Below are 24,630 nucleotides of genomic sequence, written 5' to 3' on the forward strand. Positions count from 1 at the left end.
GGAAAGTCCCGCCCCGGATCCCGTGGTTTTTTGTTGACCGACATCGTATAACGCCGTCATGATTTCCTGACAAGAAAGGTCCCATCCACCGACCGAAGTGAGGAGACATGAACACCACCCCGATCGCTCGCCGTGTCCGCCGGATCGCCCTCGCACTGGGCTTCGCGCTGTCGGCCGCCTCAGCCGTTGCCGCTCCCGTATCGCTGAACATCGTCGACGTCGCAGGCAACCTGCAGCTCACGCAGAAGGCCATCGAAGCGTTCAAGGAGAAGAATCCGAATCTCGTCGCGAACGTCACGTTCACGAACGCACCGGCGCCGCAGTTGCCGGGCAAGATCAAGGCGATGCAGGCGGCGGGGCGCTCGGACATCGACCTCGTGCTGACAGGCACCGACGCGCTGGCCGCCGGCATCGAGCAGAACCTGTGGCAGAAACTTCTGCCCGACAACGCGGCCGCCTTCCCCGGCGTACTCGACAAGTACGCGCCCGGCCCGCGCAAGATGCAGGATCTCGCGCAGGGCTTCGGCCTCGAGGTCACCTACATGCCGGCCGGCCCGCTGCTCGAATACAACCCGGCGAAGGTGAGCGCCCCGCCGAAGACGCCCGATCAACTGCTCGCCTGGTGCAAGGCGCACCCGAACAAGCTGATCTATGCGCGCCCGGCGAACTCGGGCCCCGGCCGCACGTTCCTGATGGGGCTGCCGTACGTGCTCGGCGACAAGAATCCGCAGGACCCGATCAATGGCTGGGACAAGACCTGGGCGTTCCTGAAACAGTTGAACGACTGCGTGCCGTACTACCCGGGCGGCACGTCGGCGGTGATGAAGGAACTCGGCGAAGGCACGCGCGACATGACCGTGACCGTCACCGGCTGGGACCTCAACCCGCGCGCGCTCGGCATCGTGCCGGCCGAATTCAGGATCCAGGCGTTCGACGACATGACGTGGGTCAACGACGCACACTACATGGTGATCCCGAAGGGCGTGCCGAAGGAAAAGCTCGACGTGCTGTTCAAGCTGATGAATTTCCTGCTCGAACCGGCGCAGCAGGCGATGACCTACGACGACGGGTACTTCTATCCGGGCCCGGCGGTGAAGGGCGTGACGCTCGAGATGGCGCCCGCGCACAGCCAGGAAGTCGTCCGCAAGTTCGGCCGTCCCGAATACGCGAAGCTGCTCGCCGATCGCCCGCACGTGCAGCCGCTCAGCGCGCAGGCGATGGTCGCCGCGTTCCAGAAGTGGGATCGCGAGATCGGTTCGCAGAAATCGAAGTGACGGCTGAACCGGCGGGCGCCGCGGCGCCCGCGTCGATGGAGTTCGTGGAATGAAGCACGGTTTCGAACGGCTGCGGCTCGACGGCGTGTGCCGCAGTTTCATCAATGCGCAAGGCGCACAGGTCGCCGCGCTGAACGGGCTCGACCTCGAGATCCGGCGCGGCGAGTTCATCGCGCTGCTCGGCCCGTCGGGCTGCGGCAAATCGACCGCGCTGAACTGCATCGCCGGCTTGCAGCCGCTCACGCGCGGCGGCATCTGGCTCGACGACACGCGCATCGACGTGCTGCCGCCCGAGCGTCGCGGCTTCGGGATGGTGTTCCAGAACTACGCGCTGTTTCCGCACATGTCGGTGCTCGACAACGTCGGCTTCGGCCTCAAGATGCGCGGCGTGCCGAAGCAGGAAATGCGGCGGCGCGCGCAGCAGGCCCTCGAGCTCGTGCAACTCGTCGGCCACGAAGGCAAGCTGCCCGGGCAATTGTCGGGCGGCCAGCAGCAGCGCGTCGCGATCGCGCGCGCGATCGTGATCGAGCCGCCGCTCGTGCTGATGGACGAGCCGCTGTCGAATCTCGACACGAAACTGCGCATCGAGATGCGCGCGGAGATTCGCCGCATCCACACGCAGCTCGAACGCGCGACGATCTACGTCACGCACGATCAGGACGAAGCACTGTCGATGGCCGACCGCATCGTCGTGATGAAGGAGGGCGTCGTGCAGCAGGTCGCGTCGCCGAAGGACGTGTACACGCGGCCGCACAACCTGCATGTCGCGCGCTTCATGGGCTATCGCAACGTGCTGGCGTTTACGCTCGAAGGCATGGCCGGCGATCGCGTGAGCGTCGCGTCGGGCGGCGTGCGCCTCGCGGGCGTGCCGATGGCCGGCTTCGACGCGAAGGACGTCGTGGTCGCGCTGCGCCCCGACGACGTCGAGCGCGCGGAACAAGGCGCCGACAACGCGTTCGACGCGACCGTCGAGACCGTCGAGTACGGCGGGCGCGACTCGCTGATTCGCGCGATCACGCCGTTCGGCGCGATCTGGGCCCGTATGGCCGGCGAGTTCGCCGAAGGCGAACCGCTGCGGCTGCGCGTGGCGCCGGCCCGGACGCTGGTCTATCCGGGAGACGTGCAATGAACGGGCTGCGCCAAGTAGCATGCACGGCGGCATCTCGAGCGGAGGCCGCATGAGCGCGCTCGCGACCGGCGGCGCGCCGCGCGACGCGAAAGCCTGGCTCGTCGCGCCGGCGCTCGCGTTCATCGCCGCGCTATTCATCTATCCGTTCGCGTACGGTCTCGTGCTGTCGTTCCAGCCGATGAACGGCGGCGGCGCGCTCGCGAACTACGTGCAGTTCTTCACCGACACCGCCATGTGGCCGACCGTGCTCGTCACGCTGAAGCTCGCGGTGCCGGCGACGCTGCTCAACGTCGGCATCGCGGTGCCCGTCGCGTTCGCGCTGCGCCGCAACTCGCCATACCAGAAGTTCGTCACGACGCTGCTCGTGATTCCCGTCACGCTCGGCACGGTGCTCGTCGCCGACGGGATGCTCACGTATTTCGGGCCGAACGGCTGGTTTCCGCAGGCGCTGCAGGGGCTGCACCTGTACACGGACGAAGTGCGCCTCACGCACAACTACTGGGGCGTGCTGCTGTCGCTGATCGTGTCGGGCTTTCCATTCGCGTTCCTGCTGATGCTGTCGTACATCAGCGGCATCGACCCGACGCTCGCGCACGCGGCCGCGACGCTCGGCGCGAACCCGTGGCAGCAGTTCCGGCAGATCTACCTGCCGCTGCTCGTGCCGGGGCTCACGATGGCCGCGTGCCTGTCGTTCGTGCAGGCGTTCTCGGTATTTCCGTCGGCCGTGCTGCTCGGCGCGCCGGCCGGGCCGACACGCGTGATCTCGATCGCGGCGGCCGAAGCCGCGTTCGAGAGCTACGACTATTCGCTCGCGTCGGCGATCGCGATCGTGATGGGCTTCGTGCAGTTGCTGGTGGTCGCGTCGATGCTCGGCGCGCGCCGCTTCTTCTATACGGGCGCGGTGACGGGAGGCAAGGGCTGATGGCGACCGACGATCATGCCGCTCGCACGTGGCCGCCGAAGCACGATGCACCCGACGCGCGCCCCGTCGACACGGGAAAACCGCACAGGATGAGAAGCAATCTCGCCGGCCGCGCATGGAAGGCGCTCGTGTGGGCGCTGATGGCGTTCTTCCTGCTGAACGTGATGCTGCTGATCGCGACCGTCGCGGTGAATTCGGTCGCGACGCGCTGGTTCGGCACGCCGTTTCCGCAGGGCTTCACGCTGCACTGGTATGCGAAGGCGTGGGAGGACTTTCAGCTCGCGAGCGTGCTGTGGGTGACCGTCGAAGTGGTCGGCGCGGTCGTGCTGCTGTCGATCGCGCTCGGCGTGCCGGCCGCGTATGCGCTCGCGCGCGTGCAGTTTCGCGGCAAGCGCTTCGCGCTGCTGGCGTTCCTGCTGCCGCTGATGGTGCCGCCCGTCACCTACGGGATCCCGATGGCGACCGTGATGTACAAGATCGGGCTCGCGGGCACGCTGCCGGGCGTGATCCTCGCGAACCTCGTGCCGGCGCTGCCGTTCGTGATCCTCGTGATGACGCCGTTCATCGAGCAGATCGATCCGAATCTCGAAGCCGCCGCGCGCATCTTCGGCGCGAACACGTGGCGCTATTTCCGTTACGTGCTGCTGCCGCTGCTGGTGCCGGGCATGCTCGCGGCCGGGCTGCTCGTGCTGGTGCGCACGATCGGGATGTTCGAGCTGACGTTCTTCACCGCGGGCCCGAGCACGCAGACGCTCGTCGTCGCGCTGTATTACGCGGTGTTCTCGACCGGCGTGCGCGCGCCGCAGTCGATCGACGCGATGGCGATGATCTACATGGCGATCACGCTCGTGTGGGTCGTGATCGCGCTGCAGTTCGTCAGTCCGACCCAGCTCGTGAGCCGCGTGAAGCAGGAGCGACAGTAGGTGCGGGCGTCGTGCGAGCGCGCGAGGCTGGCGGCAGCGTGCAATTGGTTACAAATGGATACCGCGCCCGACACGCGGACGTTGCAGACTACGCGGCGTTCCCCCCGATCGACGGATATCCATGAAGGTTCAAACGCTGCTGACACTCGCCGGCGCCTCGACGCTGCTGGCCGCCTGCAACCTGCTTCACGACGGTCCCGGATCGAGCGACGTCGACGCCGCCGTGCGCCGCGCGCTCGAAGCGGAAAACCACGGCGGCCTGAACGCGCTGTTCGGCCAGCCGCTGCCCGTGTCGGCCGACGTCGTGTCGGCGAAACCCGATGGCGACTGCAAGAAGCTCGGCGATCGCACGTATTCGTGCGACGTCGTGGTCACGTGGCGCAACGCCGATTACGCGCCGTCGCGCGCGAACCTGACCTTCGTGAACGCGGCAGACGGCTCGTGGCAGACGTCGGGCGTCGACGCGGCGATCGTGACAGGCACCGCGAAGTCGCTGATCGACCGTATCGGCAACGCGTGGCCAGGCAATGCGGCGAGCGGCGCGTCGGCGCCGCAGTAATGCGCGGGCGGCAAGCCTTCGTTCTCTTCCCCGGATAGGCGGCGCGGGCCTTGGCGGCCGCAGCGCCGCGCTTCCCTCGATAAAAAGGGCGCGAGCATCGCGCCCATCTCGTTCGAACGCATCCTCGGTATGCAGGCAGGGTTATAGGGAAAACCCTTATCTCAAGGTATAATTTCGGCCATGAGAGAAAGGTCATACCATGCCTGAACGCTTCCAAACCCTTGAAAAATTTGTGTTTTCCGTCGTCGTGATGTCCGCCGTCGTGTGCTCGGCCTTCCTCGCGTACGAGCGTCATCCCGAGATCAAGATCGCGCTGCACGAAGGCGAAGCGCTGATGCGCGAAAGCGCCAGGTACTCGGTCATCTGCTCGCCGTCCAAGGTCGATCCTTGCGTCGAGATGTCCGCTTACTGAGCCTGAGCCGCTTTTCCGCTCGCCGGACTTGCCCTGCATCGCCGCCGGTCGGAATGCGTTGAAGCCGCGTCCATCCGGTATTCGGAAACCGGCCGCCAGACAGGGCGGATGCACGAACCCGTTCCGTGCCGAGTCGCTGGCGTAAGCGGCCCCACATTCGTCGGCCCCGCTTCGAGCAATCGAGCGGGGCCGTTCCGTTCGTGCGTGTCACACGACATGCCGCGGCTCGCCGCCGACGAACGCGGCGACGTTGTCCACGAGCTGATCGGCCAGCGCCTGCATCGCCTCGTCGCTCGCCCATGCGACATGCGGCGTCAGGATGAACGCCGGGTGCGACAGGATCGCGTGAAACGGATGCGCGTCCGGCAGCGGCTCCTGCGTGACCACGTCGAATCCCGCCCCCGCGATCTGCCCCGACTGCAACGCATCGACGAGCGCGCACTCATCCACGAGCCCGCCGCGCGCGGTATTGATCAGCAGCGGCCGGCGCGCCATCCGCGCGAATGCGTGTGCGTCGATCAGATGCCGCGTCGCCGGCGTGAGCGGGCAGTGCAGCGTGATCACGTCGCTGACGCGCAGCAGCGTGTCGAGCGGCGCATAACCGTCGCCGGCCGCGTCGCCGTGCGCCGCGAACAGCACGCGCATGTCGAGCGCACGCGCGATGACGGCCACCGCACGCCCGAGCGCACCGTCGCCGACGATCCCGAGCGTCGAACCGGCCAGGTCGCGAATCGGATGATCGAAAAAGCAGAACTGCCTGCTGTCGAGCCAGCGCCCCGCGCGCACCGCGTCGCGATAAGCGACGAGGCTGCGGCGCAGCGCAAGGATCAGCGCGAACGTGTGCTCGGGCACCGTGCGGACCGCATAGCCACGAATATTGCTCACGACGATCCCGCGTGCCGCGCACGCATCGAGATCGACGATGTCCGTGCCGGTCGCGGCGATCGCGATCATCCGCAACTGCCGCGCGTCGGCGAGGGCCGCCGCGTCGAGCCGCGCCTTGTTGGTCACGACGATGTCCGCATCGCGGATGCGCGCCGCGACCTCGTGCGCGGCCGTCCGGTCGAATGTCCGCACGACGTGCGGAAACGGAAACGGCTTCAGCACGATTTGCGGCGACAGCGTCGCGCGATCGAGAAACACGATCTTCGCGGGAGAGGAAACGGAAAACATGGCGGGTCTCGCTGACAGGCGCCCGGCGGCGCGGAACGGATCCGATTCTGCCGGCGCCGCGCGCACCGTCGTTTGACCGTTGGGCGAGCGCGCTTTCCCGTCTGGAAAGGCCGACTACCCACACGCGCCGGCGTCGCGCTCGCGCCGTCGTCCACCTTTTCCGTTTCGGAAAGGCTGGTTGACCATCGATCGATTTTCGCGGTGCGCGAACGCCGTCATGATCGCCGTCATCGACAACACGATTTCATCGGAGACAGTCATGACACGCCCGCTGGACGGCATCCGCGTGCTGGAACTCGGCCAATTGATCGCCGGGCCGTTCGCGGGCCGGATGCTCGCCGAATTCGGCGCGAACGTCATCAAGGTCGAGCCGCCCGGCGTCGGCGATCCGCTGCGCAAATGGCGGCTGCTGCACGACGGCACGTCGGTCTGGTGGGCCGCGCAATCGCGCAACAAGACCTCGGTCACGCTCGACCTGCGCACACCCGAAGGGCAGGACGTCATGCGCCGCCTCGTCGCCGAAACCGACGTGCTGATCGAAAACTTCCGGCCCGGCACGCTCGAAGGCTGGGGGCTCGGCTGGGACGCGCTGTCCGAGATCAACCCGGGGCTCGTGATGCTGCGCGTGTCGGGCTTCGGGCAGACGGGCCCGTATCGCGACCGCCCCGGCTTCGGCGTGATCGCCGAGGCGATGGGCGGCCTGCGCCACCTGACCGGCGAGCCCGGCCGGACGCCGGTGCGCGTCGGCATCTCGCTCGGCGATTCGCTGTCGGCGCTCCACGGCGTGATCGGCGTACTGCTCGCGCTGCGGCATCGCGAACGGCAGGGCGGCAGCGGGCAAGTCGTCGACGTCGCGCTGTACGAATCGGTATTCAACATGATGGAGAGCCTGCTGCCCGAATATGCGGCCTTCGGCGCGGTGCGCGAGCCGGCCGGCAGCAGCCTGCCCGGCATCGCACCGACCAACGCATACCGCTGCCGCGACGGCAGGTACGCGCTGATCGCCGGCAACGGCGACAGCATCTTCCGCCGCCTGATGGAACTGATCGGCCGGCCCGATCTCGGCAACGATCCGGCGCTCGCGCACAACGACGGGCGCGTCGCGCAGGTTGCGCGCATCGATGCGGCGATCGGCGAATGGAGCGCCCGCCACGACCTCGACGACGTGCTCGCCGCGCTGCACGACGCGCGCATTCCGTCCGGGCGCATCTACGACGTGGCCGACATCGCGGCCGATCCGCACTACCGCGCGCGCGACATGATCGTCGACGCCGAGCTGCCCGACGGCACGCCCGTGCTCGTGCCGGGTATCGTGCCGAAACTCGACGCCACGCCCGGGCGCATCGAGCGGCCGGCGCCCGCACTCGGCGCGGATACCGATGCGGTACTCGAATCGCTCGGCATCGATGCGGCGACGCGCGACGACTGGCGCACGCGCGGCGTGATCTGACACAGCCACCGGGACGAACCCATGACCCACCCTATGCAACGCATCCATCTTCACGAAGTCGCGACCCGCGACGGTTTCCAGAACGAAGCGGCGTTCGTCGACACCGACGACAAGATCGCGCTCGTCGACGCGCTGAGCGCGTGCGGCTACGCAAAGATCGAGGTCACGTCGTTCACGTCGCCGAAGGCGATCCCCGCGCTGCGCGACGCGGAGGCCGTGATGCACGGCATCGCGCGCGCGCCGGGCGTCGTCTATACGGCGCTCGTGCCGAACGTGCGCGGCGCCGAGCGCGCGCTGTCGTGCAGCGTCGACGAAGTGAACCTCGTGATGTCGACGAGCGAGAGCCACAATCGCGCGAACCTGCGGATGACGCGCGAGCAGTCTTTCGCGCAGTTGCGCGACGTGATCGACGCGGTGCGCGGCGCGGGTGTCGCGATCAACGTGTCGCTGTCGACCGCGATGGGCTGCCCGATGGAGGGCGACGTGCCGGCTGAGGCGGTGCTCGCGTGGATGCAGCGCTTCGCGGATCTCGGCGTGGACGGCTTCACGCTGTGCGACACGACGGGCATGGCATTTCCGTCGCAGGTGCGCGATTTGTCCGGACGAGCGCGCGCGCGCTTTCGCGCGCTGCAGCTCACGCTGCACTTCCACAACACGCGCGGGATGGCACTCGCGAACACGCTCGCGGCGCTCGACGCCGGCATCGACCGCTTCGACGCGTCGCTCGGCGGACTCGGCGGCTGCCCCTATGCGCCGGGCGCGACCGGCAACGTCTGCACGGAGGAACTCGTGCACATGCTCGAACTCGACGGCTACGATACGGGCATCGACCTCGCGGCCGTGCTCGCCGTGTCGGCGCGGCTGCCCGCGCTGATCGGGCATGACGTGCCGAGCCAGATCCTGAAGGCCGGGCGCCGCTCGGACCTTCATCCGCCGCCGCGCGCCGCCGCCGGCGACATGCCCGCGCAACGCGCTTTCTCGTGAACAGGAACAGGAGCGAATTCCATGGCGCTGATTGACCACCTCGACCATCTGGTGCTGACCTGCGTCGATCCGGAACGGACGAAGCATTTCTACACCGAGGTGCTGCAGATGCAGCTCGAAACCTTCGGCGCGGGCCGGCTCGCGTTCCGTTTCGGCAACCAGAAGATCAACCTGCACGTGCGCGGCGCGGAATTCGAGCCGAAAGCGCACGTGCCGGTACCCGGCGCGCTCGATCTGTGCTTCATCGCGTCGGTCCCGCTCGACGACGTGATCGCGCACCTGCGGCGCGTCGACTGGCCGATCGTCGAAGGGCCGGTCGAACGCACGGGCGCGACGCAGAAGATCCGCTCCGTCTATGTGCGCGATCCCGACCTGAACCTGATCGAAATCTCCGAGCCGATCTGACGCACGCGGTTCGGCCGCCCGCGCGAGCAACGGCGCACGGCGCCGCAGTACTTCGCCGAAAGCGGACACGCACGCGCCGCGCCCGCCGATTCCGGATAGCCGTGCACGGCCGCGCTGCGGATAATGGCGCAACGGCGTCGGCCCGGCCGCCGCCTTCGCCGCGCGCCGGACCCATCCGCCGCGCGCATCCGCAACCCGCTCCAGGCACTTTCCGAATGACGACGCTCTATCGCGGCATGGACCGCACGGCGCTCGACGCCGCGTACCTGAACACGAAGGCTGTTGCCGATTTCCCGGCGTTGCTCGCATCATGCCGGGCGCGCAGCGCGGCGCTGTACGCAGCGACGCCCGGCCGCCGCGACCTGCGTTACGGCGCGCAGCCCGCGCAGCGCTTCGACTGGCTGCCGTGCGGGCAGCCCCACGCGCCGCTGTTCGTGTTCATCCACGGCGGCTACTGGCAGCACTGCGCGAAAGAGGATTTCGCGTATGCGGCGGCTGGGCCGCTCGCGCGCGGCTACGACGTCGTGCTCGCCGAATACACGCTCGCGCCGGTCGCGACGATGACCGATATCGTCGGCGAGATCGGCGCGCTGCTCGACCATCTGGCGGCCGACCCCGCCGGCCTCGGCATCTCGGGAAGGCCGATCCACCTGAGCGGCCATTCGGCGGGCGGCCACCTGACGGCCATGCACCGCGCGCATCCGGCCGTCGTGTCGGCGCTCGCGATCAGTCCGCTCGTCGATCTCGAACCGATCGCGCTGTGCTGCCTGAACGACAAATTGCAGCTCACCGCGCACGAAGTCGACGCATACAGTCCGCTGCATCGCATCGAGCGCGGCGCTCCGACCGTCGTCGCGGTCGGCAACGCCGAACTGCCCGAGCTCATCCGGCAAGCGGACGAATACGCGACGGCGTGCGAAGCCGCCGGCGAGCGCATCGCCCGCGCGTGGCTGCCCGGCATGCAGCACTTCGCGGTGCTCGACGATCTCGCGACGCCGGACGGCGCGATGCTCGCCGCATTGCACGACATCGCGCCGCGCTAGCCGCGCCACGTCGGCCACGACGACCATATCGCACGCGCATCGCGCGGCGTATGATCGGCGTCAGGCCGGCGCGCCGACTGCGTATCCCGCACGGCCTTCCAGGACCCCGACATGGTGAACCCGCTTCATTTCGATCTGCAGTCGCTGCGCGTGTTCGCGCTCGTCGCCGAGCACGGCAGCCTGACGAAGGCGGCCGAACACGGCCAACTCACGCTGTCGGCGGTCAGCAAGCGCATCGCCGAACTCGAAAGCGTGACCGGCAGCGCGCTGTTCGTCCGGCATGCGCGCGGCGTCGAGCTGACGCCCGCGGGCCGCGCGCTGCTCGAGCATGCGGCGAAGGTGATCGAGCAGGTCAACCGGATGGCGCACGAGATGAGCGACTACGTCGCCGGCGTGCGCGGCCACATTCACGTATGGACCAACACGTCGGCGATCGTCCAGTTCCTGCCCGCCGATCTCGCCGCGTTCCTCACCGGCAACCCCGGCATCAAGGTCAGTCTCGAGGAGCGCCTGAGCCACGAGATCGTCGACGCGCTCGCGTCGGGCAAGGCCGATCTCGGCGTATTCGCCGACAACGTGCCGGCGCCCGGCATCGAACGGCGGCTGTACCGGCGCGACGAGCTCGTGCTGCTCGTGCCACGCACGCATCGGTTCGCGGCGCGCGACAGCATCCGCTTCGCGGATACGCTCGACGAGGACTACGTGGGCCTGAGCGACGGCAGTTCGCTGCTCGCGCGCATGACCGACGCCGCGTTCGCGGCCGAGCGCTCGCTGAAGCTGCGGATCCAGGTATCGAATTTCGACGGCGTGAGCCGGATGATCGAAGCCGGCCTCGGCATCGGCGTGCTGCCGCGCGATGCGGTAACCGGCGAGCGGGCGGCGCGGCTCGGTGTCGTGAAGCTCGACGACGCGTGGGCGACGCGCACGCTGTGGGTCGGCGTGAAGGCGGGCACGGTGCTGACGACCGACGTCGCGAAGCTGTTCGAGTTCATGTCGGCGCGGTAACTGCGGCACCACGCGGCGTAGGGCGCACGCCTGCGTGCGCGCCGCGCCGGTCGCGGCGTTACACCGGATTGATGTCGTCCTGGCTGCGCCGCGTGGTCACCGGCCCGAGCACGCGCAGCGTGACGGCGACGATGCCGAGCGCGGCCGAAATCACGCCGAACATCGCGCCCGCGCCGTAACTGCCGAGCACCGGCAGCAACACGAACGGCAGCGCGCCGCTGACGATGCGCGACAGCGCATACGTGCTGCCGATCGCCGTCGAGCGCACGCGCGCGGGGAAGATCTCGGCCTGGTACACGTGATACGCGTTACTGAACACGTTCGACGCGCACGTCGTCAGGAATCCGAAGACGACGATCAGCACGGTATTGCCCGAATACGCGAAGCACAGCCCGAACGCCGCGATCGACAGGATCGACACGATCACGAGCGTGCGGCGCTCGATCCAGTTGAGCAGCGGAATCGACAGCAGCGACCCGACTGGATAACCGACGAACGACAACGCGATGAACAGCGTGCTGTCCGTCACGTCGAAACCGCGGCTCTTCACGACCGTGCCGGCCAGCGTGCCGAACCCGTAATAACCGAAACCCTGGAACAGGTGAAAGATCGCCAGCATCAGGTAGCGCGCGCCATACGGTCGGCGGCGCAGCAGCGCGATGCGCTCGCCGAGCCCGAGCGGCCGCTGCGGCTCGACCGGTTCCGCGAAATGTTCGGGCACGTGCACGCCGGCGCTTTCCGCGAAGCGCCGCAGCGCCGCGTGCGCGTCGGCCGTGCGGCCTTGCGCGAGCAGCCAGCGCGGGCTTTCCGGCAGCCGGTGCCGGACGAGAAGGACGTACACGGCGCCGACGCTGCCGATCGCGAGGATGATGCGCCAGCCGGCGACGCCCGCCACCTGCAGCGGGTTCAGCCACAGCGCGAGAAAGCCGACGAGCGGCACCGCGACGTACGAAGTCGTATAGGCCCACGCGGCGAGCCGCCCGCGCTTGTCCTTCGGCAGGATTTCGGACAGGTAGCTGTCGGCGACCGGATAGATCGCGCCGACGCCGATGCCGGTCAGGAACCGGCACGCGACGAGCATGTCGGCGTTCACCGAAAACGCGCCGACCAGCGAGAACGCGCTGTACCACCCGAGCGTGAGCAGGAATGCCTTGCGCCGGCCGATACGGTCGGCCAGGCTGCCGAGGCACATCGCCCCGACGAACATGCCGATGAACGCGGACGCCAGCAACAGCTTGAAATCGGCGCTTTGCCGGCTCAGCCCGTATTCGTGCTGCAACGCGGAGCCGATCGTACTGACGAGAAAGATCTCGTACATGTCGAAGAACAACCCGATGCCGATCACCCAGACGACGAACCGATGCAACCCACCGACCGGCAGATCGTCCATGAAATCGCCGAGCGTGACGCGACGGCCGGGGAGGGCCGCCGCGTCGACGCCGACGCCTGCGCCGGCTGAAGCGGCCGGCGGCCGGGCGGATTCGGGTCCGCCCGCATGGCCGCCGAGGTCGAGGGATTGGCTGTTCATCGTGTCTCCTGATTATCGATATGCGGTGGTGCGGGGCCGAGCCGTTCGCCACCGGCGTAACGCGTCGGCCGCGCGACGCGGCGGCAGGCATCGCCGGGCTCGTGCAAGCGCCGGCCATGCGGGCCGTGCCGATCGTCCGACACATGGTGGGCAAATCGGCCGCGCGTGATAATTGCGGATGTTTCAAGCGTCCTTTCCCGAGCAGAAAGGGTAGGGTGGGCGCGGCAGCCCGACTTCGCGCGACAGGCCGCTGCAGCCTGCGTGGCGCGCGGGCGCGTATCGACGACGATGAGCGCCCGCGCCATCCGGCGGACCGGGAAAACCATGACGCCGGTTGCAGCCGAGGGCGGAATGCTGCGCCGCAATGCGCGGGGCGACACGTCGCCGACGAACCGTGCGTTCGAGCGCGCGCGCCGCGGATTTGCAATGTCCTGTATCTGCGCCGACCGTCGATACAGTGCGATACAACGCCCGCGCGCGGGTTCGCTATAAAGCAGGCATGACCGTTTCGGAGCCCACCATGTCTGCCACCTGGTTCAAAGGGTCCTGCCATTGCGGGGCCGTCAAATTCGAAGTCACGACGGCCATTGCGCCGGCCGTGCGCTGCAACTGCAGCCTGTGCCGCCGGCGCGGCGCGCTGATGAGCCCGATGTTCGCCGCCGCCAACCTGACGATCGTCGAAGGCGAGGGCGTGCTGACGTGCTATCGCTTCAACACGCACACCGCGCGCCACTATTTCTGCAGCCGGTGCGGCGTCTATCCGTTCCATCAGACCCGCAAGGATCCGGCATGCTGGCGCGTCAATCTCGGCTGCCTCGACGGCGTCGATCCGTATGCGCTCGACGCGACGGTCGCCGATGGTGCGAGCCTCTCGGTCGTGGAGGACGCATGAAACGCTGGCTGATGATCCTGCTGTTTGCCGCGGGCGGGCTCGCGACCGAAATCGCGCATCCGGTGCAGTGCACGTTGTTGTCGGTCAGCCGTCAGCCAACCGGCAAGCGCCGCAAGCCGGGCTGAGCGAGCACGATGCGCGTCGGTCGATCGACACCGATTATCATGCTTCCGATAAGATCGCATGCGATATATAATGCGATCGTCTGCGACCCTTCGTGTCGCTGGAGGAAGTCCATGAAACCGACCGAAACCCCGTCGCCCGCCGCGCCGAAGCTGTCCGAGTTCCTGTGCTTTGCGATCTACTCGGCGAACCTCGCGTTCGGCAAGGCATACAAGCCGATCCTCGACGAGCTCGGCCTCACGTATACGCAGTACATCACGATCATTGCGCTGTGGGAGCAGGACAACCAGACCGTCGGCCAGCTCGGCGAGAAGCTGTTCCTCGAATCCAACACGCTGACGCCGATCCTGAAGAAGCTCGAGGCGATGGGCTATCTGGAGCGGCATCGCGATCCGTCCGATGAGCGCCAGGTGCTCGTCAGCCTGACGAAAAGCGGTCGCCGCGTGCGCGAGAAGGGGCTCGACATGAACCTGGTCGAAGCCACCGGCCTGAAGCCGGACGAGTTCGCCAAGGTGCAGAAGGCGATCGTCACGCTGCGCGGCAACCTGATCCGGTCGACCGAAGCATAAAGCCATCCGGACACGGCAAGCGGCCGACGCGAGAATCGCGCCGGCCGCATTGTCACGCGCGTGCGTCGCCCAGCACCAGCAGGCGCATCTCGCGACGGACGGCGAAACCGAGCGCGAGATAGCGTTCGATCGCCACCTGGTTCGTCGTGAGGACGTGCAGGAAAGGCGTTTCCGCACGCGCACCGATCGTCGCGATCAACGACCGAATCAGCCGCGCGGCCAGCCCTTGCCGCCGAAACGCAGCATCCACGCAGACGGCGCTGATCTCGGTATATCCGTCGACCTGCATCCGCTGGCCCGCCATCGCGGCCAGCCGGCCTTCGCGGCGCACGCCGATGTAGTGGCCAAGCTCGCACGTGCGCGGCCCGAACGGGCCCGGCTGCGCGGCGGCGGTCAGCGCGAGCATGTCCGGCACGTCGGCTTCGCCGAGCGGGACAGATTCCGCGTCGTGCGTCGGATCGAACGTCCGTTGCCAGGTCATTTGAAGCAACGTCGCGCGCCGGATCACCGACAAGCCTGCCGGCGGCTCGATCTCGTCCGGCGTGACGAGCGCCGCCGGCCCGTGTGCGGCGATCAGTTCGCGCAGCGCATCGAACGACGCCGGGCTCGTGTCGTCGATCGCGGCAAACGGCGCGATGGCCGCCGGGAACCGCAGCGCGCGGCCCTCGCCGAACGCGAAACGGCGCTGCCTGCCCGCGAGCGCATTCCAGACGACCCGGTCGAGCACGTGCGCATCGCCTGTCGCGTTTCCGATCATGGCGTCCGGCATCGGCGGCTCCTGGGTGGAAGATGGGGTGCCGCACAGAATAATCCCGGATCCGGCGAACAGGTAGCGGCGACGATGCAGTTCGGGACGATACAAATAAAAAAGCGCACGCGATTACATCGCATGCGCTTTATATGATGGGCTTCGGCGGCCGAATTCGCCGTACCGCGCTCAATGGCCGAAATAGATAGACCGCTCGGCGGTACGCACCGTGTTGCGGCTGCCGGACTGCGTGGCACCGCCGGCATCGCTGCCGTAACCGGCTGCCTGCGTATCGGCCGCGACGGCATCGTGATCGCGAATCCGGCTCAGCGCGGCCTGGATATTGTCCGGGTAGTTCGGATCGTTCGGGCGATTCGGCTGGTAGCCGGCTTGCTGCAACGCGGCCAGTTCCGCACGCACCTGCGCACGCGTGACGGTGCTTTCGCCGGCAAAAACCGGTGCGGCGACAGAAGCCGACACGGCAACGAGAAGGGCGGCAATCAGTTGGGTCTTCATCATTCACCTCGGCAGGGATTCAGGAATTCAGGGTTTGCGCATCGCACGCCGGCCATCGGCGCCGTTCGCGCGTTCGTTCAATGGCCGAAGTAGATCGAGCGTTCGGCGAGTCGCGTCGCCGGCCGGCTGCCCGACTGCGTCGCGGCGGCGGCATCGCTGCCGTAACCGGATGCCGCAGCATCGGCCGCCACCGCGTTGCCGGCGTGAATGCGCGTCAACGCGGTCTGCAGGTCGTCCGGATAGTGCGGATCGTTCGCGCGGCCCGGCCGATAACCGGCCTGGGCCAGTTGGACGAGTTCGGCGCGGACTTGCGCGCGGGACACGACGGCCTCGTCGGCAAACGCCGGTGCGACGGCAGAAGCGGAAACAGCCACGAGAAGGGCAGCGATCAATCGGGTTTTCATCGTTCACCTCGACAAAATGGAATCAGGGATAAAGGGAATCAGGGTTCACGTACCGCGCGTGCTCAGTGACCGAAGTACACCGAGCGCTCGGCCACGCTTGCGACGTGCCGGCGGCCGGATTGCGTCGCGGTGTCGCCGTCGCTGCCGTAGCCGGACGCGGCGGCGTTGGCCGCGACGGCATCGTCGGCGTGGATCTGCGTCAGCGCGGCCTGCAGATCGTTCGGGTAGGTGGCATCGGTCGCGCGGTTCAGCGGATAGCCGACGCGTTGAAGCTGCGCGAGTTCGGCGCGCACCTGCGCACGCGTCACGGTGGCTTCATTGGCAAACGCCGGAGCGGCAACGGCAGCCGAAACAGCGACGAACAGGGCAGCGATCAGTTGGACTTTCATGTTTCACCTCGATGGAAAAGGAATCGGGAATTCGGGAGGGCGGCGCTCGGCCGCCCGATACCACGTTCAGGCGATCCGGATGTCGACGTCGATGTTGCCGTGCGTCGCTTTCGAATACGGGCAGGTCTGGTGCGCGGCGTCGACGATGCGTTGCGCGACGTCGCGCTCGAGCCCCGGCACGCTCACGTTCAGCCGGGCCTGCAGGAAGTACGCGTTGCCCGCCGTGCCGAGATCCACTTCGGCGTCGACCGCGAGATCGGCCGGCAGCGTCACCTTCGCGGCGCGCGCCGCAAGCTGCATCGCGCCGATGAAGCAGGCCGACCAGCCGGCTGCGAACAGCTGCTCCGGGTTGGTGCCGGTGCCGGCGCTGCCCGGCGACGACAACTGGATGTCGAGGCGGCCATCGGAACTGCGCGCGGCGCCGTCGCGGCCGCCGGAAGTCGTATGCGTCTTGCCCGTGTACAGCACTTTGTCGATCTTGTTCATCATTTGCTCCGTCGGTTGGTTTGTCTCAGATGCGATTCGATCGCATGCGACGCAGTTTCCGCTTGATGACCGCCTACGTCAAGCGCATTCGATTAAATCGCATGCGATATTTTGTATTTCAATGTATCTGGATCGTGTAGCGCCTTGCTGGACAAGGCTTTCAGGCGATCCGGCGACAATGGCCGGACATCGACGAACGGCGAACGATTCCGGAAAGGCCGCGGGAAAGCGGAGCAGTCGTCCGGTCAACGCTTGCCTAAAGCGAACAGGCGCCTCGTCATTATTTCGCTTTCTACAGCGCACCGTCTCTTCCAGCCTTGCCGGCCCGATCGCGAGCGACCCGCCGACGTCCTGCGCTTGCACGGACAACGAGCGCATTCGAAACGGAGACGTTACGTGTCGCGCGACGACACCGCGCCGGGTGGTTCGACGAGTACGGATTCGCGGCGTGCGGCGCGTCGATTCTTCTGTCGCGGAACATGCCGTTTGAACACGCAACACCGCCATCCGGATAACTTTTCTTATCACAATAGCACGATAAAGAATCCGAACTCACCATTTCAAAAACGCGCGTGATACCGAACGCGCGCTCGATTCGAAGGGCAGGGAAGCGAAAGCACCGTCACTCCGGCGCCTTCATCCGCGCAAACAGCAACGTCAATACTTCCGCCGTCGCGCGCGCGACATCATGTGCGGCCGTATCGACCAGCGCATGCGCGCATTCGCGATACAGCGGGTCGCGCATCCGGTACAGCGCGGCGAGCGTCTGCTGCGGCTCGCCCGACTGCAGCAGCGGCCGCCGCCGCGTGTCGTCGCGCGTCCGCCGCCACAGCACATCGGGATCCGCATGCAGATAGATCACGCTGCCGCGTTCGCTCAGGCGTGCGCGGGTGCGCGGATTCAGGACCGAGCCGCCGCCGGTCGCGACGACCACGTTCGTGCGCTGCGTCAGCTCGTCGACGATCTGCGTTTCGAGCAGCCGAAAGCCGCCTTCGCCGACCACATCGAACAGCGCGGGGACCGAGCGCCCCGTGCGCCGTTCGATCTCGTCGTCGCTGTCGGCGAACGCCCAGCCGAGCGAAGCCGCGAGCGCGCGACCAAGCGTCGACTTGCCCGCACCCATCATGCCGACCAGGAACGCGCGCCCGCCAGCCGGCGCGACCACGCCGCTCATAGCCGTCGCGCGAGCGGCCAGCGCGCCCGCGTCGCCAGACAGATCCGTCGCGCGCGCACCGCGTCCGACAAAGTGTCGAGCGCCGCGCCGGTCGACGCGTCATCGGCGTCGAGCAGCGCGCCGAGCACCGGCGCGTCGGGATCGCCGGCCACGAGGTGCTCGGCCGCGTCCGCCGCGATGGTCCGCGGCGTGCGTTCAGGCTCCGCGTCGCGCCCCGGCCGTCGCCACCTGCCGTGCAGATCGCGCCACCGCACGACCAGCCCGTAGAGCAGCGCACCGCCGGGCACGGCCGTATCGTCGGGTGCCGCCGCCGAACCGTCGGGCGTCGTACACCGTGTGACCCAGCTCGCGAATTCGAGCAGCGACGCGTCGTGGGCCACCGTCGCCGCGTCGAGCGCCACGGCTACGCCGGCGTCCCGCAGCCGACCGAGCAGCGGCCGCACGCCGTCGTGCACGCCACCGCACGGCTGCAGCAGCACCTCCAGCTCGTCCTCATGGCGGCATGCGAGCGCGCGGTGCCGCTCGAGCGTCGCCGGCTCGAGCAATGCCTGCGCCGCATGCCGGACGATCACGATCGCGCGATCGTCCCGCCGCTCGACGATCGCGCCGATCCGGCGCCGGGCGCGCGCCACCGCGCAGCTCACGTGCCGCTCCCGAGCAGGCGCGCCCCCATTACAGCGACCCCTGGAATTCGAGCACGCGCGTCTTGAATTCGTCGGGCACGGCCAGGGTCGTGTTGTTCGCGTAATCGAACATCACGTGCGTCGACACGCCGCGCGCGACGATGGTCTGGTCGTCGCGCTCCATCAGGTGTTCGAGATCGAAGCTCTTGCTGCCGAAGCGCACGATGCTCGAGCGAACGGTCAGGTTGTCGCCGAACTGGGCGGGCGCGAGGTATTCGCACTGTGTCTTCACCATGATGTGCGGCAGTTTCTCGCTGCGCGGCAGGCCGAGCAGGTCGAACATGTAGCAGAGATACGAATGCTGCAGATAGTCGTAATAGACGGGACTGCTCACATGCCCCATCGAATCCGTATCGCGATACTTGACGTGAATGGGGGTTTCGTAATGTCGTTTCGACATGATGACTCTCCGCAATGACTGGGTTGATTTATATTTTCGAGCCCGAATGGCCTGTCGGGCATCCGAAAATTAATCGAACGACTATCTGGCCGCCACTATCAGAACGAATAGCGAAGCTTGGTAAAAATGCCGTACGTGCGTGCATTGCCGTGCAACAATCGCATCCGCGTTTTCAAATGAAAACCGAATGAACGCTCCATTCCACGCCCCGATAACAGCAAATTGCCGGACCCCCGATTATCGAATCCGACGCTTATTCTTCACATTCATAAGGTTATGAATTAGATACTGATAATTATGTTAGTTGCGCGCCGAAAGCACCATTCAATACAGTCGCGCTGTAGTAAAAAGTCTCGTTAATTATCGACAGGAGGGCAGTCCCCATGCATGCAAACGCCTGGACGACAAACCGCGACGCCGTGCTGCGCTTGCCGTCCCCTGCGGATCTGGCCGACGCACTGCCGCCGGCGTGGCGCGCGTCGCGCACCGTTCATACGACCCGCCGCGCGATCGTCGACGTGCTCGACGGCACGGACGACCGGCTCGTGGTCATCGCCGGCCCGTGCTCGATACACGATCCGGACGCCGCACGCGACTACGCGGCGCGGCTCGCGCTGCAACGCGCGCGCTTTGCGGACGAACTGGAAATCGTGATGCGGGTGTATTTCGAGAAACCGCGCACGACGGTCGGCTGGAAGGGGTTGATCAACGATCCGCTGCTGGACGGCAGCGACCGGATCGACGTCGGACTGCACACGGCCCGCGCGTTGCTGTGCGACATCAACGGCGCGGAAATGCCGGCCGCGACCGAGTTGCTCGATCCGCTGTCGCCGCGCTACCTGGCCGATCTGGTCGCGTGGGGCGCGATCGGCGCGCGCACCGTGGAGTCGCAGGTGCATCGCGAGCTGGCGTCGTCGCTGCCGATCCCGATCGGCTTCAAGAACGGTACCGACGGCAATGTCCAGATCGCCGTCGATGCGATGCGCGCGGCCGCGCACGCGCACCGCTTCCTGTCGATCGATGCGGGCGGCCGGCTATGCGCGGCCGCGTCGTCCGGCAATCCGCATACGCACGTCGTGCTGCGCGGCGGCCGCGAGCCGAATTTCGACGCGGCCGCCGTGAATGCCGCGTGCGAGCGCATGACGGCCGCGCACTTCGCACCGCGCGTGATGATCGACGTCAGTCACGGCAACAGCCGCCGCCAGTACCGGAATCAGCTCGCGGTCGGCGCGGAAGTCGCCGCGCAGGTGGCGGCCGGCGATACGCGCATCGTCGGCGTGCTGATCGAGTCGAACCTGATCGAAGGGCGGCAGGATCTCGTGCCCGGCGTACCGCTGCGCTATGGGCAGAGCATCACGGACGCGTGCCTGTCGTTCGCCGATACCGCTCGGTTGTTCGAGACGCTCGCGCACGCCGTCCGTACGCGGCGACGCGGCCACGCGCTGCCGCTCGGCGCCGAGTTCGCTCACGAGCCGCTGCTCGCCTGCTGCGCGTGAGCGGCCCGGCGCGACGCGCTCAGATGGCGGCTTCGTCATGGATCCGCGTCGCGTCGCCGGCCCACGCGTCGCGATAGCGGGCCAGCCAGTGTTCGGCCTGGGTCGGCGCGCCGGCGACGATCTCGTCGAGCGGCGCGAGATACATCGATTCATCGCGGCCGGCCGCATCGATGCGCGCCCGCGCGTGCAGGCCGCGACGCGCGATCGCGAGCGCATCGGCCGCGATCGCGCGCAATGACCGGCCGTCGACCGGCGTATCGAGCCCGGTACGCGGCACGTCGCGACGCAGCGTAAGCAAGGTGCCGCGGTCGATCGCGGCAGCCAGCGTCGCGGCGTCCGACAGCGCGGCCGGATCGTACAGCAGGCCGGTCCAGAACGCGGACAGCGCGACCATCATGCCGGGCGAGCCGGCATCGGCGCCGCGCATCTCGAGATAGCGCTTCAGCCGTACCTCGGTGAACACCGTCGTCAGATGGTCCGCGAAATCGCCCAGCGTCGGCGTCTCGCCTTCGAGATGCGGAATGCGCCGCCGCATGAAATCGCGGAACGTGTGCCCGGTCGCATCCGCATAACGATCGCCGCGCCGCACGAAATACATCGGCACGTTGTCGAGCAGCCAGCTCACGTAGCGCTCGAAGCCGAAGCTGCGCGACAGGAACAGGGCCGGCACGCCGCAGCGATCCTCGTCGGTATCGAGCCACGTGTGTGCGCGCGTCGACAACAGGCCCGACGGGCGGCCGTCGCGGAACGGCGAATTCGCGAACAGCGCGGTCGCGACCGGCTGCAACGCGAGCGCGACGCGCATCTTGCGCGCCATGTCGCTTTCGGATGCGAAATCGAGGTTGACCTGCACGGTGCAGGTGCGCTGCATCATGTCGAGCCCGCGCGTGCCGACGCGCGGCATGTAGCGCCGCATGATCGCGTAGCGCTGCTTCGGCATCCACGGCAGCGCGTCGCGCGACAGGTGAGGGTGAAAGCCGAGCGGCACGCAGCGCAGGCCGAGCGGATCGCATGCCGCACGGGCCGCGGCGAGGTGCGCATGCAGTTCGGCATGCGTGTCGTGCAGCGTATCGAGCGGCGCACCCGACAGTTCGAGCTGGCCGGCCGGCTCGAGCGAGATCGCGGCGCCGTCGCGCTGAATCACGCCGACGGTCTGCCCGGCATCGACGATCGGCGTCCCGTCGCCGCGCAGCCGCGCCAGCACCGCGGCGATGCCGGACGGCCCTTCATAGCGCGCAGCCGCGTGCGTCGCGCGGGAAACGACGAACTTCTCGTGCTCGGTACCGATCCGGAACTGCGCGGCCGGCTTGCAGCCGGCGGCCAGATGATCGGCGAGCTGCTGCTCGGAGACGATCGGCGTGTTGTCCGATCCGACGGCATTCGACATCGACACCCTCCACAGGTCACATTGGGCGACCGACCGGCCGGTCGCACGGCGACTATAGCGACGTCGATGCGCGCGCAGTACTGGCAGGGGTGATAGGGGCCGTGCGGCATTACGGCTGCTTGCGCTTCGCGAAGTAATGGGCAGGCGAATCGCCGAACGCGCGACGGAACATCGCGATGAAATTGCTCGGCGTCGCATAGCCGAGCGCGTCCGCGATGTTGGCGACGCTGTCGCCGTTCGCCAGACGTTCGAGCGCATGCGTGAGCCGCGCCTGTTGCCGCCACTGCGCGAAGCTCGTGCCGGTTTCCGCGACGAACAGCCGGCTCAGCGTGCGGGCGGACAGCCCGGCCCATTCGGCCCACGCGTCGAGCGTACGGCCGTCGTGCGGCTGCCCGAGGATCGCGTTGGCGATCCGCAGCAACCGCCGGTCGTGCGGCATCGGCAAATGCAGCGGTTCGTGCGGCGCGCGGCGCATCTCGTCGAGCAGCACGACGCTCATGCGCGCCTGCTCGATGTCGAGCCGATCCTGGTCGGCCCACGACACCGCGCGCCGCACGAGTGCACGCATCAGTTCGGTGATCGCGATCACGCAGGGCTGATCGGGCATCCGGCGACTCGCGGCCGGTGCGATCACGACGCTCCAGCCGCTCAACGCACCGCTGATGCTGACCTTGTGCTGCTCTCCCGGCGGAATCCAGCCCGCGCGATGCGGCGGCAGCAGCCACGAACCGTGCGGCGTGCGCACGTGCGCGAACCCGCTTTCGACGCAGAACACCTGGCCGCGCAGATGGCTGTGCCAGTCGACCTCTCGCGTGCCGAGCTGGTAGGCGTTGCTGCCGTCGTCCTCGCCCCAGACGGCGATCAGTGACGGGCCGTCCGCGCGTTCGCTCGGATCGGCGTTGGCGCGCTGCACTGCGCGGGCGGGAGAAGCGTCTCGGATGGGCATGGCCGGAATTCATTATTTTTTGTCTAAACAACATTATCAGCTTTGCCCGCGAGCGTCCAACAATGCGAGTCGTGTTCAAACCCAAACGAAGCAGAGGAACGCGATGCATGCAGCACTTGCTCCCTCGCCACGCGATGCCGTCACGCTGCGCACCTTGTCGCGCATGGCCGTCGCCGTGGCGCTCGCCTTGCTAGGCGCCTGCGCGAGCCGCGACGGGCTCGCGCCCGCCGGCACGCTGCGCGGCGCCGATACGCTCGCCGCATCGCGTAGCCTCGCGCATGCGCCGGCCGGCGACTGGCCGGCCGCCGACTGGTGGGTTGCGCTGAACGATGCGCAACTGAATGCGCTGATCGACGAAGCGCTTGCCGGCAATCCCGATCTCGCGACCGCCGATGCGCGTGCGCGCGAGGCGCAGGCGCTCGTGATCGAAGCGCAGGCCGCCCGGCTGCCGCACCTCGTCGGCCGTGCAAGCGCGAAAGGCGAGCGAACGTCCGGCACGCAATTCTCGGCAGGTGAGGGCGGTGGTTTCTTCAGCCACACGCGCGAGATCAATCTCGGCCTGAGCTGGGATCTCGATCTGTGGGGCGGCCGCCGCGCGGCGTGGGAAGCCGCGCTCGGCGAAGCGCGGGCCGCACGGATCGATGCGCGGGCCGCGCGCGTGCTGCTGTCCGTCAACGTCGCGCGGGCCTACGTGAATCTCGCCTATGCGTTCGATCAGCAGGACGTCGCGCAGGCCGAATACGACCGCGCCGACGAAGCGCTGTCGCTGACGCGGCAGCGTGTCACGAAAGGCATCGACAACGTCGCGCAGCAGCGCCAGGCGGAAAGCGAAGTCGCGACCGCGATGCGCGAACAGGCACGCGCGGCCCAGGCGGTCGACAGCGCGCGCATCGCGCTCGCGATCCTGCTCGGCGCAGGTCCCGATCGCGGCCTCGCGCTCGCGCGGCCTGCGCCGCTGCCCGCCGCCGCGCTCGCGGTGCCGGCCGACTTGCCGGCCGCGCTGCTCGGCCGGCGCGCCGATCTCGTCGCTGCACGCTGGCGGGTGGAGGCCGCGAGCCGCAACGTCGAGGCCGCCCGCGCGGACTTCCTGCCCGACGTGAGTCTCACCGCGCTGATCGGTCTTGCAACGCGCGGCGGCGCATCGCTGTTCCAGGCCGCCTCGCGCACCTACAACGTCAGCCCGGCCGTGAGCCTGCCGATCTTCGACGGCGGCGAACGGCGCGGCGTGCTGCGCAAGCGCGACGCGCAATACGACGTCGCGGTCGCCAGCTACAACAAGACGCTGATCGGCGCGATCGGCGAGGTGGCCGACGATCTGCACCGGTTGCATGCGCTCGCCGTGCAGGCCGATGCGCAACAGCGCGCGTTCGATGCCGCCACCGACGCATGGCGGCTCGCGGACGCGCGCTACCGGGCCGGCGTCGGCAGTTACCTCGACGCGCTCGTCGTGCGCCAGCAGCTCTTGATCGCGAGCCGCGAGGTCGCCGCGTTGCGCGCCCAGCGCGCGGACCAGTCGCTGCAGCTCGTTGCAGCCCTCGGCGGCGGCTTTCGCGCCGAGCCCGACGACGTTGCGCTTGCCGCCACGCCTTCCAACCGTCCTTGATATCGAA

At 67.9% G+C, this 24,630-nt stretch carries 28 protein-coding genes; 16 read left to right on the plus strand and 12 right to left on the minus strand.

What is annotated here, in order from left to right:
- The first annotated feature begins 107 nt into the window (after positions 1–107).
- The 6 genes from WS95_RS24845 (at position 108) to WS95_RS24870 (ending at position 5,219) form a co-directional block, all read left to right on the plus strand.
- Positions 108–1,274 (plus strand): ABC transporter substrate-binding protein, encoded by a 1,167-nt coding sequence (locus WS95_RS24845; protein WP_059826676.1) that lies wholly within the window; start codon positions 108–110, stop codon positions 1,272–1,274.
- A gap of 49 nt (positions 1,275–1,323) precedes the next feature.
- Positions 1,324–2,403 carry an ABC transporter ATP-binding protein gene (locus WS95_RS24850; RefSeq protein ID WP_059826679.1) on the plus strand — a complete coding sequence of 360 codons (1,080 nt, stop codon included), beginning with the start codon at positions 1,324–1,326 and terminating at the stop codon, positions 2,401–2,403.
- Between the two features lie 49 nt (positions 2,404–2,452).
- Positions 2,453–3,325 carry an ABC transporter permease gene (locus WS95_RS24855; protein ID WP_059826783.1) on the plus strand — a complete coding sequence of 291 codons (873 nt, stop codon included), beginning with the start codon at positions 2,453–2,455 and terminating at the stop codon, positions 3,323–3,325.
- Positions 3,325–4,248 carry an ABC transporter permease gene (locus tag WS95_RS24860; RefSeq protein WP_059826681.1) on the plus strand — a complete coding sequence of 308 codons (924 nt, stop codon included), beginning with the start codon at positions 3,325–3,327 and terminating at the stop codon, positions 4,246–4,248. Before WS95_RS24855 ends, WS95_RS24860 begins: the two co-directional genes overlap by 1 nt.
- A gap of 121 nt (positions 4,249–4,369) precedes the next feature.
- Complete coding sequence (locus WS95_RS24865) at positions 4,370–4,807, plus strand: hypothetical protein (protein WP_059826684.1); 438 nt, start codon at positions 4,370–4,372, stop codon at positions 4,805–4,807.
- A 199-nt stretch (positions 4,808–5,006) separates the two neighbouring features.
- Positions 5,007–5,219 (plus strand): hypothetical protein, encoded by a 213-nt coding sequence (locus tag WS95_RS24870; protein ID WP_034207327.1) that lies wholly within the window; start codon positions 5,007–5,009, stop codon positions 5,217–5,219.
- A gap of 207 nt (positions 5,220–5,426) precedes the next feature.
- On the opposite strand, the gene WS95_RS24875 is transcribed toward WS95_RS24870, so the two are convergent.
- Positions 5,427–6,392 carry a D-2-hydroxyacid dehydrogenase gene (locus tag WS95_RS24875; protein WP_059826686.1) on the minus strand — a complete coding sequence of 322 codons (966 nt, stop codon included), beginning with the start codon at positions 6,390–6,392 and terminating at the stop codon, positions 5,427–5,429.
- Between the two features lie 259 nt (positions 6,393–6,651).
- On the opposite strand from WS95_RS24875, the gene WS95_RS24880 reads away from it, so the two are divergent.
- The 5 genes from WS95_RS24880 (at position 6,652) to WS95_RS24900 (ending at position 11,279) form a co-directional block, all read left to right on the plus strand.
- Positions 6,652–7,842 (plus strand): CaiB/BaiF CoA transferase family protein, encoded by a 1,191-nt coding sequence (locus WS95_RS24880; protein WP_059826784.1) that lies wholly within the window; start codon positions 6,652–6,654, stop codon positions 7,840–7,842.
- A gap of 21 nt (positions 7,843–7,863) precedes the next feature.
- Positions 7,864–8,826, plus strand: coding sequence for a hydroxymethylglutaryl-CoA lyase (locus WS95_RS24885; RefSeq protein ID WP_059826688.1), 963 nt, complete (start codon positions 7,864–7,866; stop codon positions 8,824–8,826).
- A 21-nt stretch (positions 8,827–8,847) separates the two neighbouring features.
- Positions 8,848–9,231: a VOC family protein gene (locus tag WS95_RS24890; RefSeq protein ID WP_034207330.1), complete on the plus strand. Its 384-nt coding sequence runs from the start codon at positions 8,848–8,850 to the stop codon at positions 9,229–9,231.
- A gap of 215 nt (positions 9,232–9,446) precedes the next feature.
- The gene (locus tag WS95_RS24895; protein ID WP_059785782.1) at positions 9,447–10,274 is read left to right on the plus strand and encodes an alpha/beta hydrolase; all 828 of its coding nucleotides are present in this window, start codon (positions 9,447–9,449) and stop codon (positions 10,272–10,274) included.
- Between the two features lie 111 nt (positions 10,275–10,385).
- The gene (locus tag WS95_RS24900; protein ID WP_059785784.1) at positions 10,386–11,279 is read left to right on the plus strand and encodes a LysR family transcriptional regulator; all 894 of its coding nucleotides are present in this window, start codon (positions 10,386–10,388) and stop codon (positions 11,277–11,279) included.
- Between the two features lie 58 nt (positions 11,280–11,337).
- Here WS95_RS24900 and WS95_RS24905 read toward each other — a convergent pair whose 3' ends face one another.
- The gene (locus WS95_RS24905; protein ID WP_059785786.1) at positions 11,338–12,807 is read right to left on the minus strand and encodes an MFS transporter; all 1,470 of its coding nucleotides are present in this window, start codon (positions 12,805–12,807) and stop codon (positions 11,338–11,340) included.
- Between the two features lie 520 nt (positions 12,808–13,327).
- On the opposite strand from WS95_RS24905, the gene WS95_RS24910 reads away from it, so the two are divergent.
- From WS95_RS24910 to WS95_RS24915, 3 genes are all read left to right on the plus strand, one after another.
- On the plus strand, positions 13,328–13,699 hold the full coding sequence (locus tag WS95_RS24910) for a GFA family protein (protein WP_034207334.1): 372 nt from the start codon (positions 13,328–13,330) through the stop codon (positions 13,697–13,699).
- The gene (locus WS95_RS35895) at positions 13,696–13,824 is read left to right on the plus strand and encodes a hypothetical protein (protein WP_257127842.1); all 129 of its coding nucleotides are present in this window, start codon (positions 13,696–13,698) and stop codon (positions 13,822–13,824) included. Before WS95_RS24910 ends, WS95_RS35895 begins: the two co-directional genes overlap by 4 nt.
- A 111-nt stretch (positions 13,825–13,935) precedes the next feature.
- Complete coding sequence (locus WS95_RS24915; RefSeq protein WP_006482257.1) at positions 13,936–14,391, plus strand: MarR family winged helix-turn-helix transcriptional regulator; 456 nt, start codon at positions 13,936–13,938, stop codon at positions 14,389–14,391.
- 52 nt (positions 14,392–14,443) lie between these two features.
- On the opposite strand, the gene WS95_RS24920 is transcribed toward WS95_RS24915, so the two are convergent.
- The 8 genes from WS95_RS24920 to WS95_RS24955 all read right to left on the minus strand — a co-directional run bounded on the left by WS95_RS24920 (position 14,444) and on the right by WS95_RS24955 (position 19,191).
- Positions 14,444–15,160, minus strand: a complete 717-nt coding sequence (locus tag WS95_RS24920) for a GNAT family N-acetyltransferase (RefSeq protein ID WP_059785791.1) — start codon at positions 15,158–15,160, stop codon at positions 14,444–14,446.
- 168 nt (positions 15,161–15,328) lie between these two features.
- The gene (locus tag WS95_RS24925; protein ID WP_059785794.1) at positions 15,329–15,658 is read right to left on the minus strand and encodes a DUF4148 domain-containing protein; all 330 of its coding nucleotides are present in this window, start codon (positions 15,656–15,658) and stop codon (positions 15,329–15,331) included.
- Positions 15,659–15,732: 74 nt separating this feature from the next.
- Positions 15,733–16,059, minus strand: coding sequence for a DUF4148 domain-containing protein (locus tag WS95_RS24930; protein ID WP_059826690.1), 327 nt, complete (start codon positions 16,057–16,059; stop codon positions 15,733–15,735).
- A gap of 62 nt (positions 16,060–16,121) precedes the next feature.
- Positions 16,122–16,448, minus strand: coding sequence for a DUF4148 domain-containing protein (locus WS95_RS24935; RefSeq protein WP_034207338.1), 327 nt, complete (start codon positions 16,446–16,448; stop codon positions 16,122–16,124).
- 66 nt (positions 16,449–16,514) lie between these two features.
- Positions 16,515–16,934, minus strand: a complete 420-nt coding sequence (locus WS95_RS24940) for an organic hydroperoxide resistance protein (RefSeq protein WP_059826785.1) — start codon at positions 16,932–16,934, stop codon at positions 16,515–16,517.
- A gap of 622 nt (positions 16,935–17,556) precedes the next feature.
- Positions 17,557–18,108, minus strand: coding sequence for a shikimate kinase (locus WS95_RS24945; RefSeq protein ID WP_059785804.1), 552 nt, complete (start codon positions 18,106–18,108; stop codon positions 17,557–17,559).
- On the minus strand, positions 18,105–18,752 hold the full coding sequence (locus tag WS95_RS24950; protein ID WP_059826693.1) for a hypothetical protein: 648 nt from the start codon (positions 18,750–18,752) through the stop codon (positions 18,105–18,107). Before WS95_RS24950 ends, WS95_RS24945 begins: the two co-directional genes overlap by 4 nt.
- Positions 18,753–18,780: 28 nt before the next feature.
- Positions 18,781–19,191, minus strand: a complete 411-nt coding sequence (locus WS95_RS24955; RefSeq protein ID WP_034207340.1) for an acyl-CoA thioesterase — start codon at positions 19,189–19,191, stop codon at positions 18,781–18,783.
- A 383-nt stretch (positions 19,192–19,574) separates the two neighbouring features.
- On the opposite strand from WS95_RS24955, the gene WS95_RS24960 reads away from it, so the two are divergent.
- The gene (locus WS95_RS24960; RefSeq protein ID WP_063890178.1) at positions 19,575–20,687 is read left to right on the plus strand and encodes a 3-deoxy-7-phosphoheptulonate synthase; all 1,113 of its coding nucleotides are present in this window, start codon (positions 19,575–19,577) and stop codon (positions 20,685–20,687) included.
- 19 nt (positions 20,688–20,706) lie between these two features.
- Here the strand turns inward: WS95_RS24960 and WS95_RS24965 are convergent, their stop codons facing one another.
- Positions 20,707–22,074, minus strand: a complete 1,368-nt coding sequence (locus WS95_RS24965) for a glutamate--cysteine ligase (RefSeq protein WP_059826695.1) — start codon at positions 22,072–22,074, stop codon at positions 20,707–20,709.
- A gap of 109 nt (positions 22,075–22,183) precedes the next feature.
- Positions 22,184–23,020: an AraC family transcriptional regulator gene (locus WS95_RS24970; protein WP_034207342.1), complete on the minus strand. Its 837-nt coding sequence runs from the start codon at positions 23,018–23,020 to the stop codon at positions 22,184–22,186.
- A 103-nt stretch (positions 23,021–23,123) separates the two neighbouring features.
- Between WS95_RS24970 and WS95_RS24975 the strand changes: the two genes are divergently transcribed.
- Positions 23,124–24,623 (plus strand): efflux transporter outer membrane subunit, encoded by a 1,500-nt coding sequence (locus WS95_RS24975; protein WP_052100288.1) that lies wholly within the window; start codon positions 23,124–23,126, stop codon positions 24,621–24,623.
- Positions 24,624–24,630: the final 7 nt, after the last annotated feature.

The sequence above is a fragment of the Burkholderia sp. MSMB1826 genome, from assembly GCF_001526325.1.
In the GTDB taxonomy this organism is placed as follows: Bacteria; Pseudomonadota; Gammaproteobacteria; order Burkholderiales; family Burkholderiaceae; genus Burkholderia.

Excerpts from the sequence above, each read along its gene's own strand:
- WS95_RS24855 (WP_059826783.1), top strand. The coding sequence starts at position 2,453 with ATGAGCGCGCTCGCGACCGGCGGCGCGCCGCGCGACGCGAAAGCCTGG.
- WS95_RS24900 (WP_059785784.1), top strand. The coding sequence starts at position 10,386 with ATGGTGAACCCGCTTCATTTCGATCTGCAGTCGCTGCGCGTGTTCGCG.
- WS95_RS24885 (WP_059826688.1), top strand. The coding sequence starts at position 7,864 with ATGACCCACCCTATGCAACGCATCCATCTTCACGAAGTCGCGACCCGC.
- WS95_RS24895 (WP_059785782.1), top strand. The coding sequence starts at position 9,447 with ATGACGACGCTCTATCGCGGCATGGACCGCACGGCGCTCGACGCCGCG.
- WS95_RS24905 (WP_059785786.1), bottom strand. The coding sequence starts at position 12,807 with ATGAACAGCCAATCCCTCGACCTCGGCGGCCATGCGGGCGGACCCGAA.
- WS95_RS24975 (WP_052100288.1), top strand. The coding sequence starts at position 23,124 with ATGCATGCAGCACTTGCTCCCTCGCCACGCGATGCCGTCACGCTGCGC.
- WS95_RS24925 (WP_059785794.1), bottom strand. The coding sequence starts at position 15,658 with ATGATGAAGACCCAACTGATTGCCGCCCTTCTCGTTGCCGTGTCGGCT.
- WS95_RS24960 (WP_063890178.1), top strand. The coding sequence starts at position 19,575 with ATGCATGCAAACGCCTGGACGACAAACCGCGACGCCGTGCTGCGCTTG.
- WS95_RS24910 (WP_034207334.1), top strand. The coding sequence starts at position 13,328 with ATGTCTGCCACCTGGTTCAAAGGGTCCTGCCATTGCGGGGCCGTCAAA.
- WS95_RS24935 (WP_034207338.1), bottom strand. The coding sequence starts at position 16,448 with ATGAAAGTCCAACTGATCGCTGCCCTGTTCGTCGCTGTTTCGGCTGCC.
- WS95_RS24875 (WP_059826686.1), bottom strand. The coding sequence starts at position 6,392 with ATGTTTTCCGTTTCCTCTCCCGCGAAGATCGTGTTTCTCGATCGCGCG.
- WS95_RS24870 (WP_034207327.1), top strand. The coding sequence starts at position 5,007 with ATGCCTGAACGCTTCCAAACCCTTGAAAAATTTGTGTTTTCCGTCGTC.
- WS95_RS24930 (WP_059826690.1), bottom strand. The coding sequence starts at position 16,059 with ATGAAAACCCGATTGATCGCTGCCCTTCTCGTGGCTGTTTCCGCTTCT.
- WS95_RS24955 (WP_034207340.1), bottom strand. The coding sequence starts at position 19,191 with ATGTCGAAACGACATTACGAAACCCCCATTCACGTCAAGTATCGCGAT.
- WS95_RS24920 (WP_059785791.1), bottom strand. The coding sequence starts at position 15,160 with ATGCCGGACGCCATGATCGGAAACGCGACAGGCGATGCGCACGTGCTC.
- WS95_RS24890 (WP_034207330.1), top strand. The coding sequence starts at position 8,848 with ATGGCGCTGATTGACCACCTCGACCATCTGGTGCTGACCTGCGTCGAT.
- WS95_RS24915 (WP_006482257.1), top strand. The coding sequence starts at position 13,936 with ATGAAACCGACCGAAACCCCGTCGCCCGCCGCGCCGAAGCTGTCCGAG.
- WS95_RS24845 (WP_059826676.1), top strand. The coding sequence starts at position 108 with ATGAACACCACCCCGATCGCTCGCCGTGTCCGCCGGATCGCCCTCGCA.
- WS95_RS24850 (WP_059826679.1), top strand. The coding sequence starts at position 1,324 with ATGAAGCACGGTTTCGAACGGCTGCGGCTCGACGGCGTGTGCCGCAGT.
- WS95_RS24860 (WP_059826681.1), top strand. The coding sequence starts at position 3,325 with ATGGCGACCGACGATCATGCCGCTCGCACGTGGCCGCCGAAGCACGAT.
- WS95_RS24865 (WP_059826684.1), top strand. The coding sequence starts at position 4,370 with ATGAAGGTTCAAACGCTGCTGACACTCGCCGGCGCCTCGACGCTGCTG.
- WS95_RS24945 (WP_059785804.1), bottom strand. The coding sequence starts at position 18,108 with ATGAGCGGCGTGGTCGCGCCGGCTGGCGGGCGCGCGTTCCTGGTCGGC.
- WS95_RS24965 (WP_059826695.1), bottom strand. The coding sequence starts at position 22,074 with ATGTCGAATGCCGTCGGATCGGACAACACGCCGATCGTCTCCGAGCAG.
- WS95_RS24880 (WP_059826784.1), top strand. The coding sequence starts at position 6,652 with ATGACACGCCCGCTGGACGGCATCCGCGTGCTGGAACTCGGCCAATTG.
- WS95_RS24970 (WP_034207342.1), bottom strand. The coding sequence starts at position 23,020 with ATGCCCATCCGAGACGCTTCTCCCGCCCGCGCAGTGCAGCGCGCCAAC.
- WS95_RS24940 (WP_059826785.1), bottom strand. The coding sequence starts at position 16,934 with ATGAACAAGATCGACAAAGTGCTGTACACGGGCAAGACGCATACGACT.
- WS95_RS35895 (WP_257127842.1), top strand. The coding sequence starts at position 13,696 with ATGAAACGCTGGCTGATGATCCTGCTGTTTGCCGCGGGCGGGCTCGCG.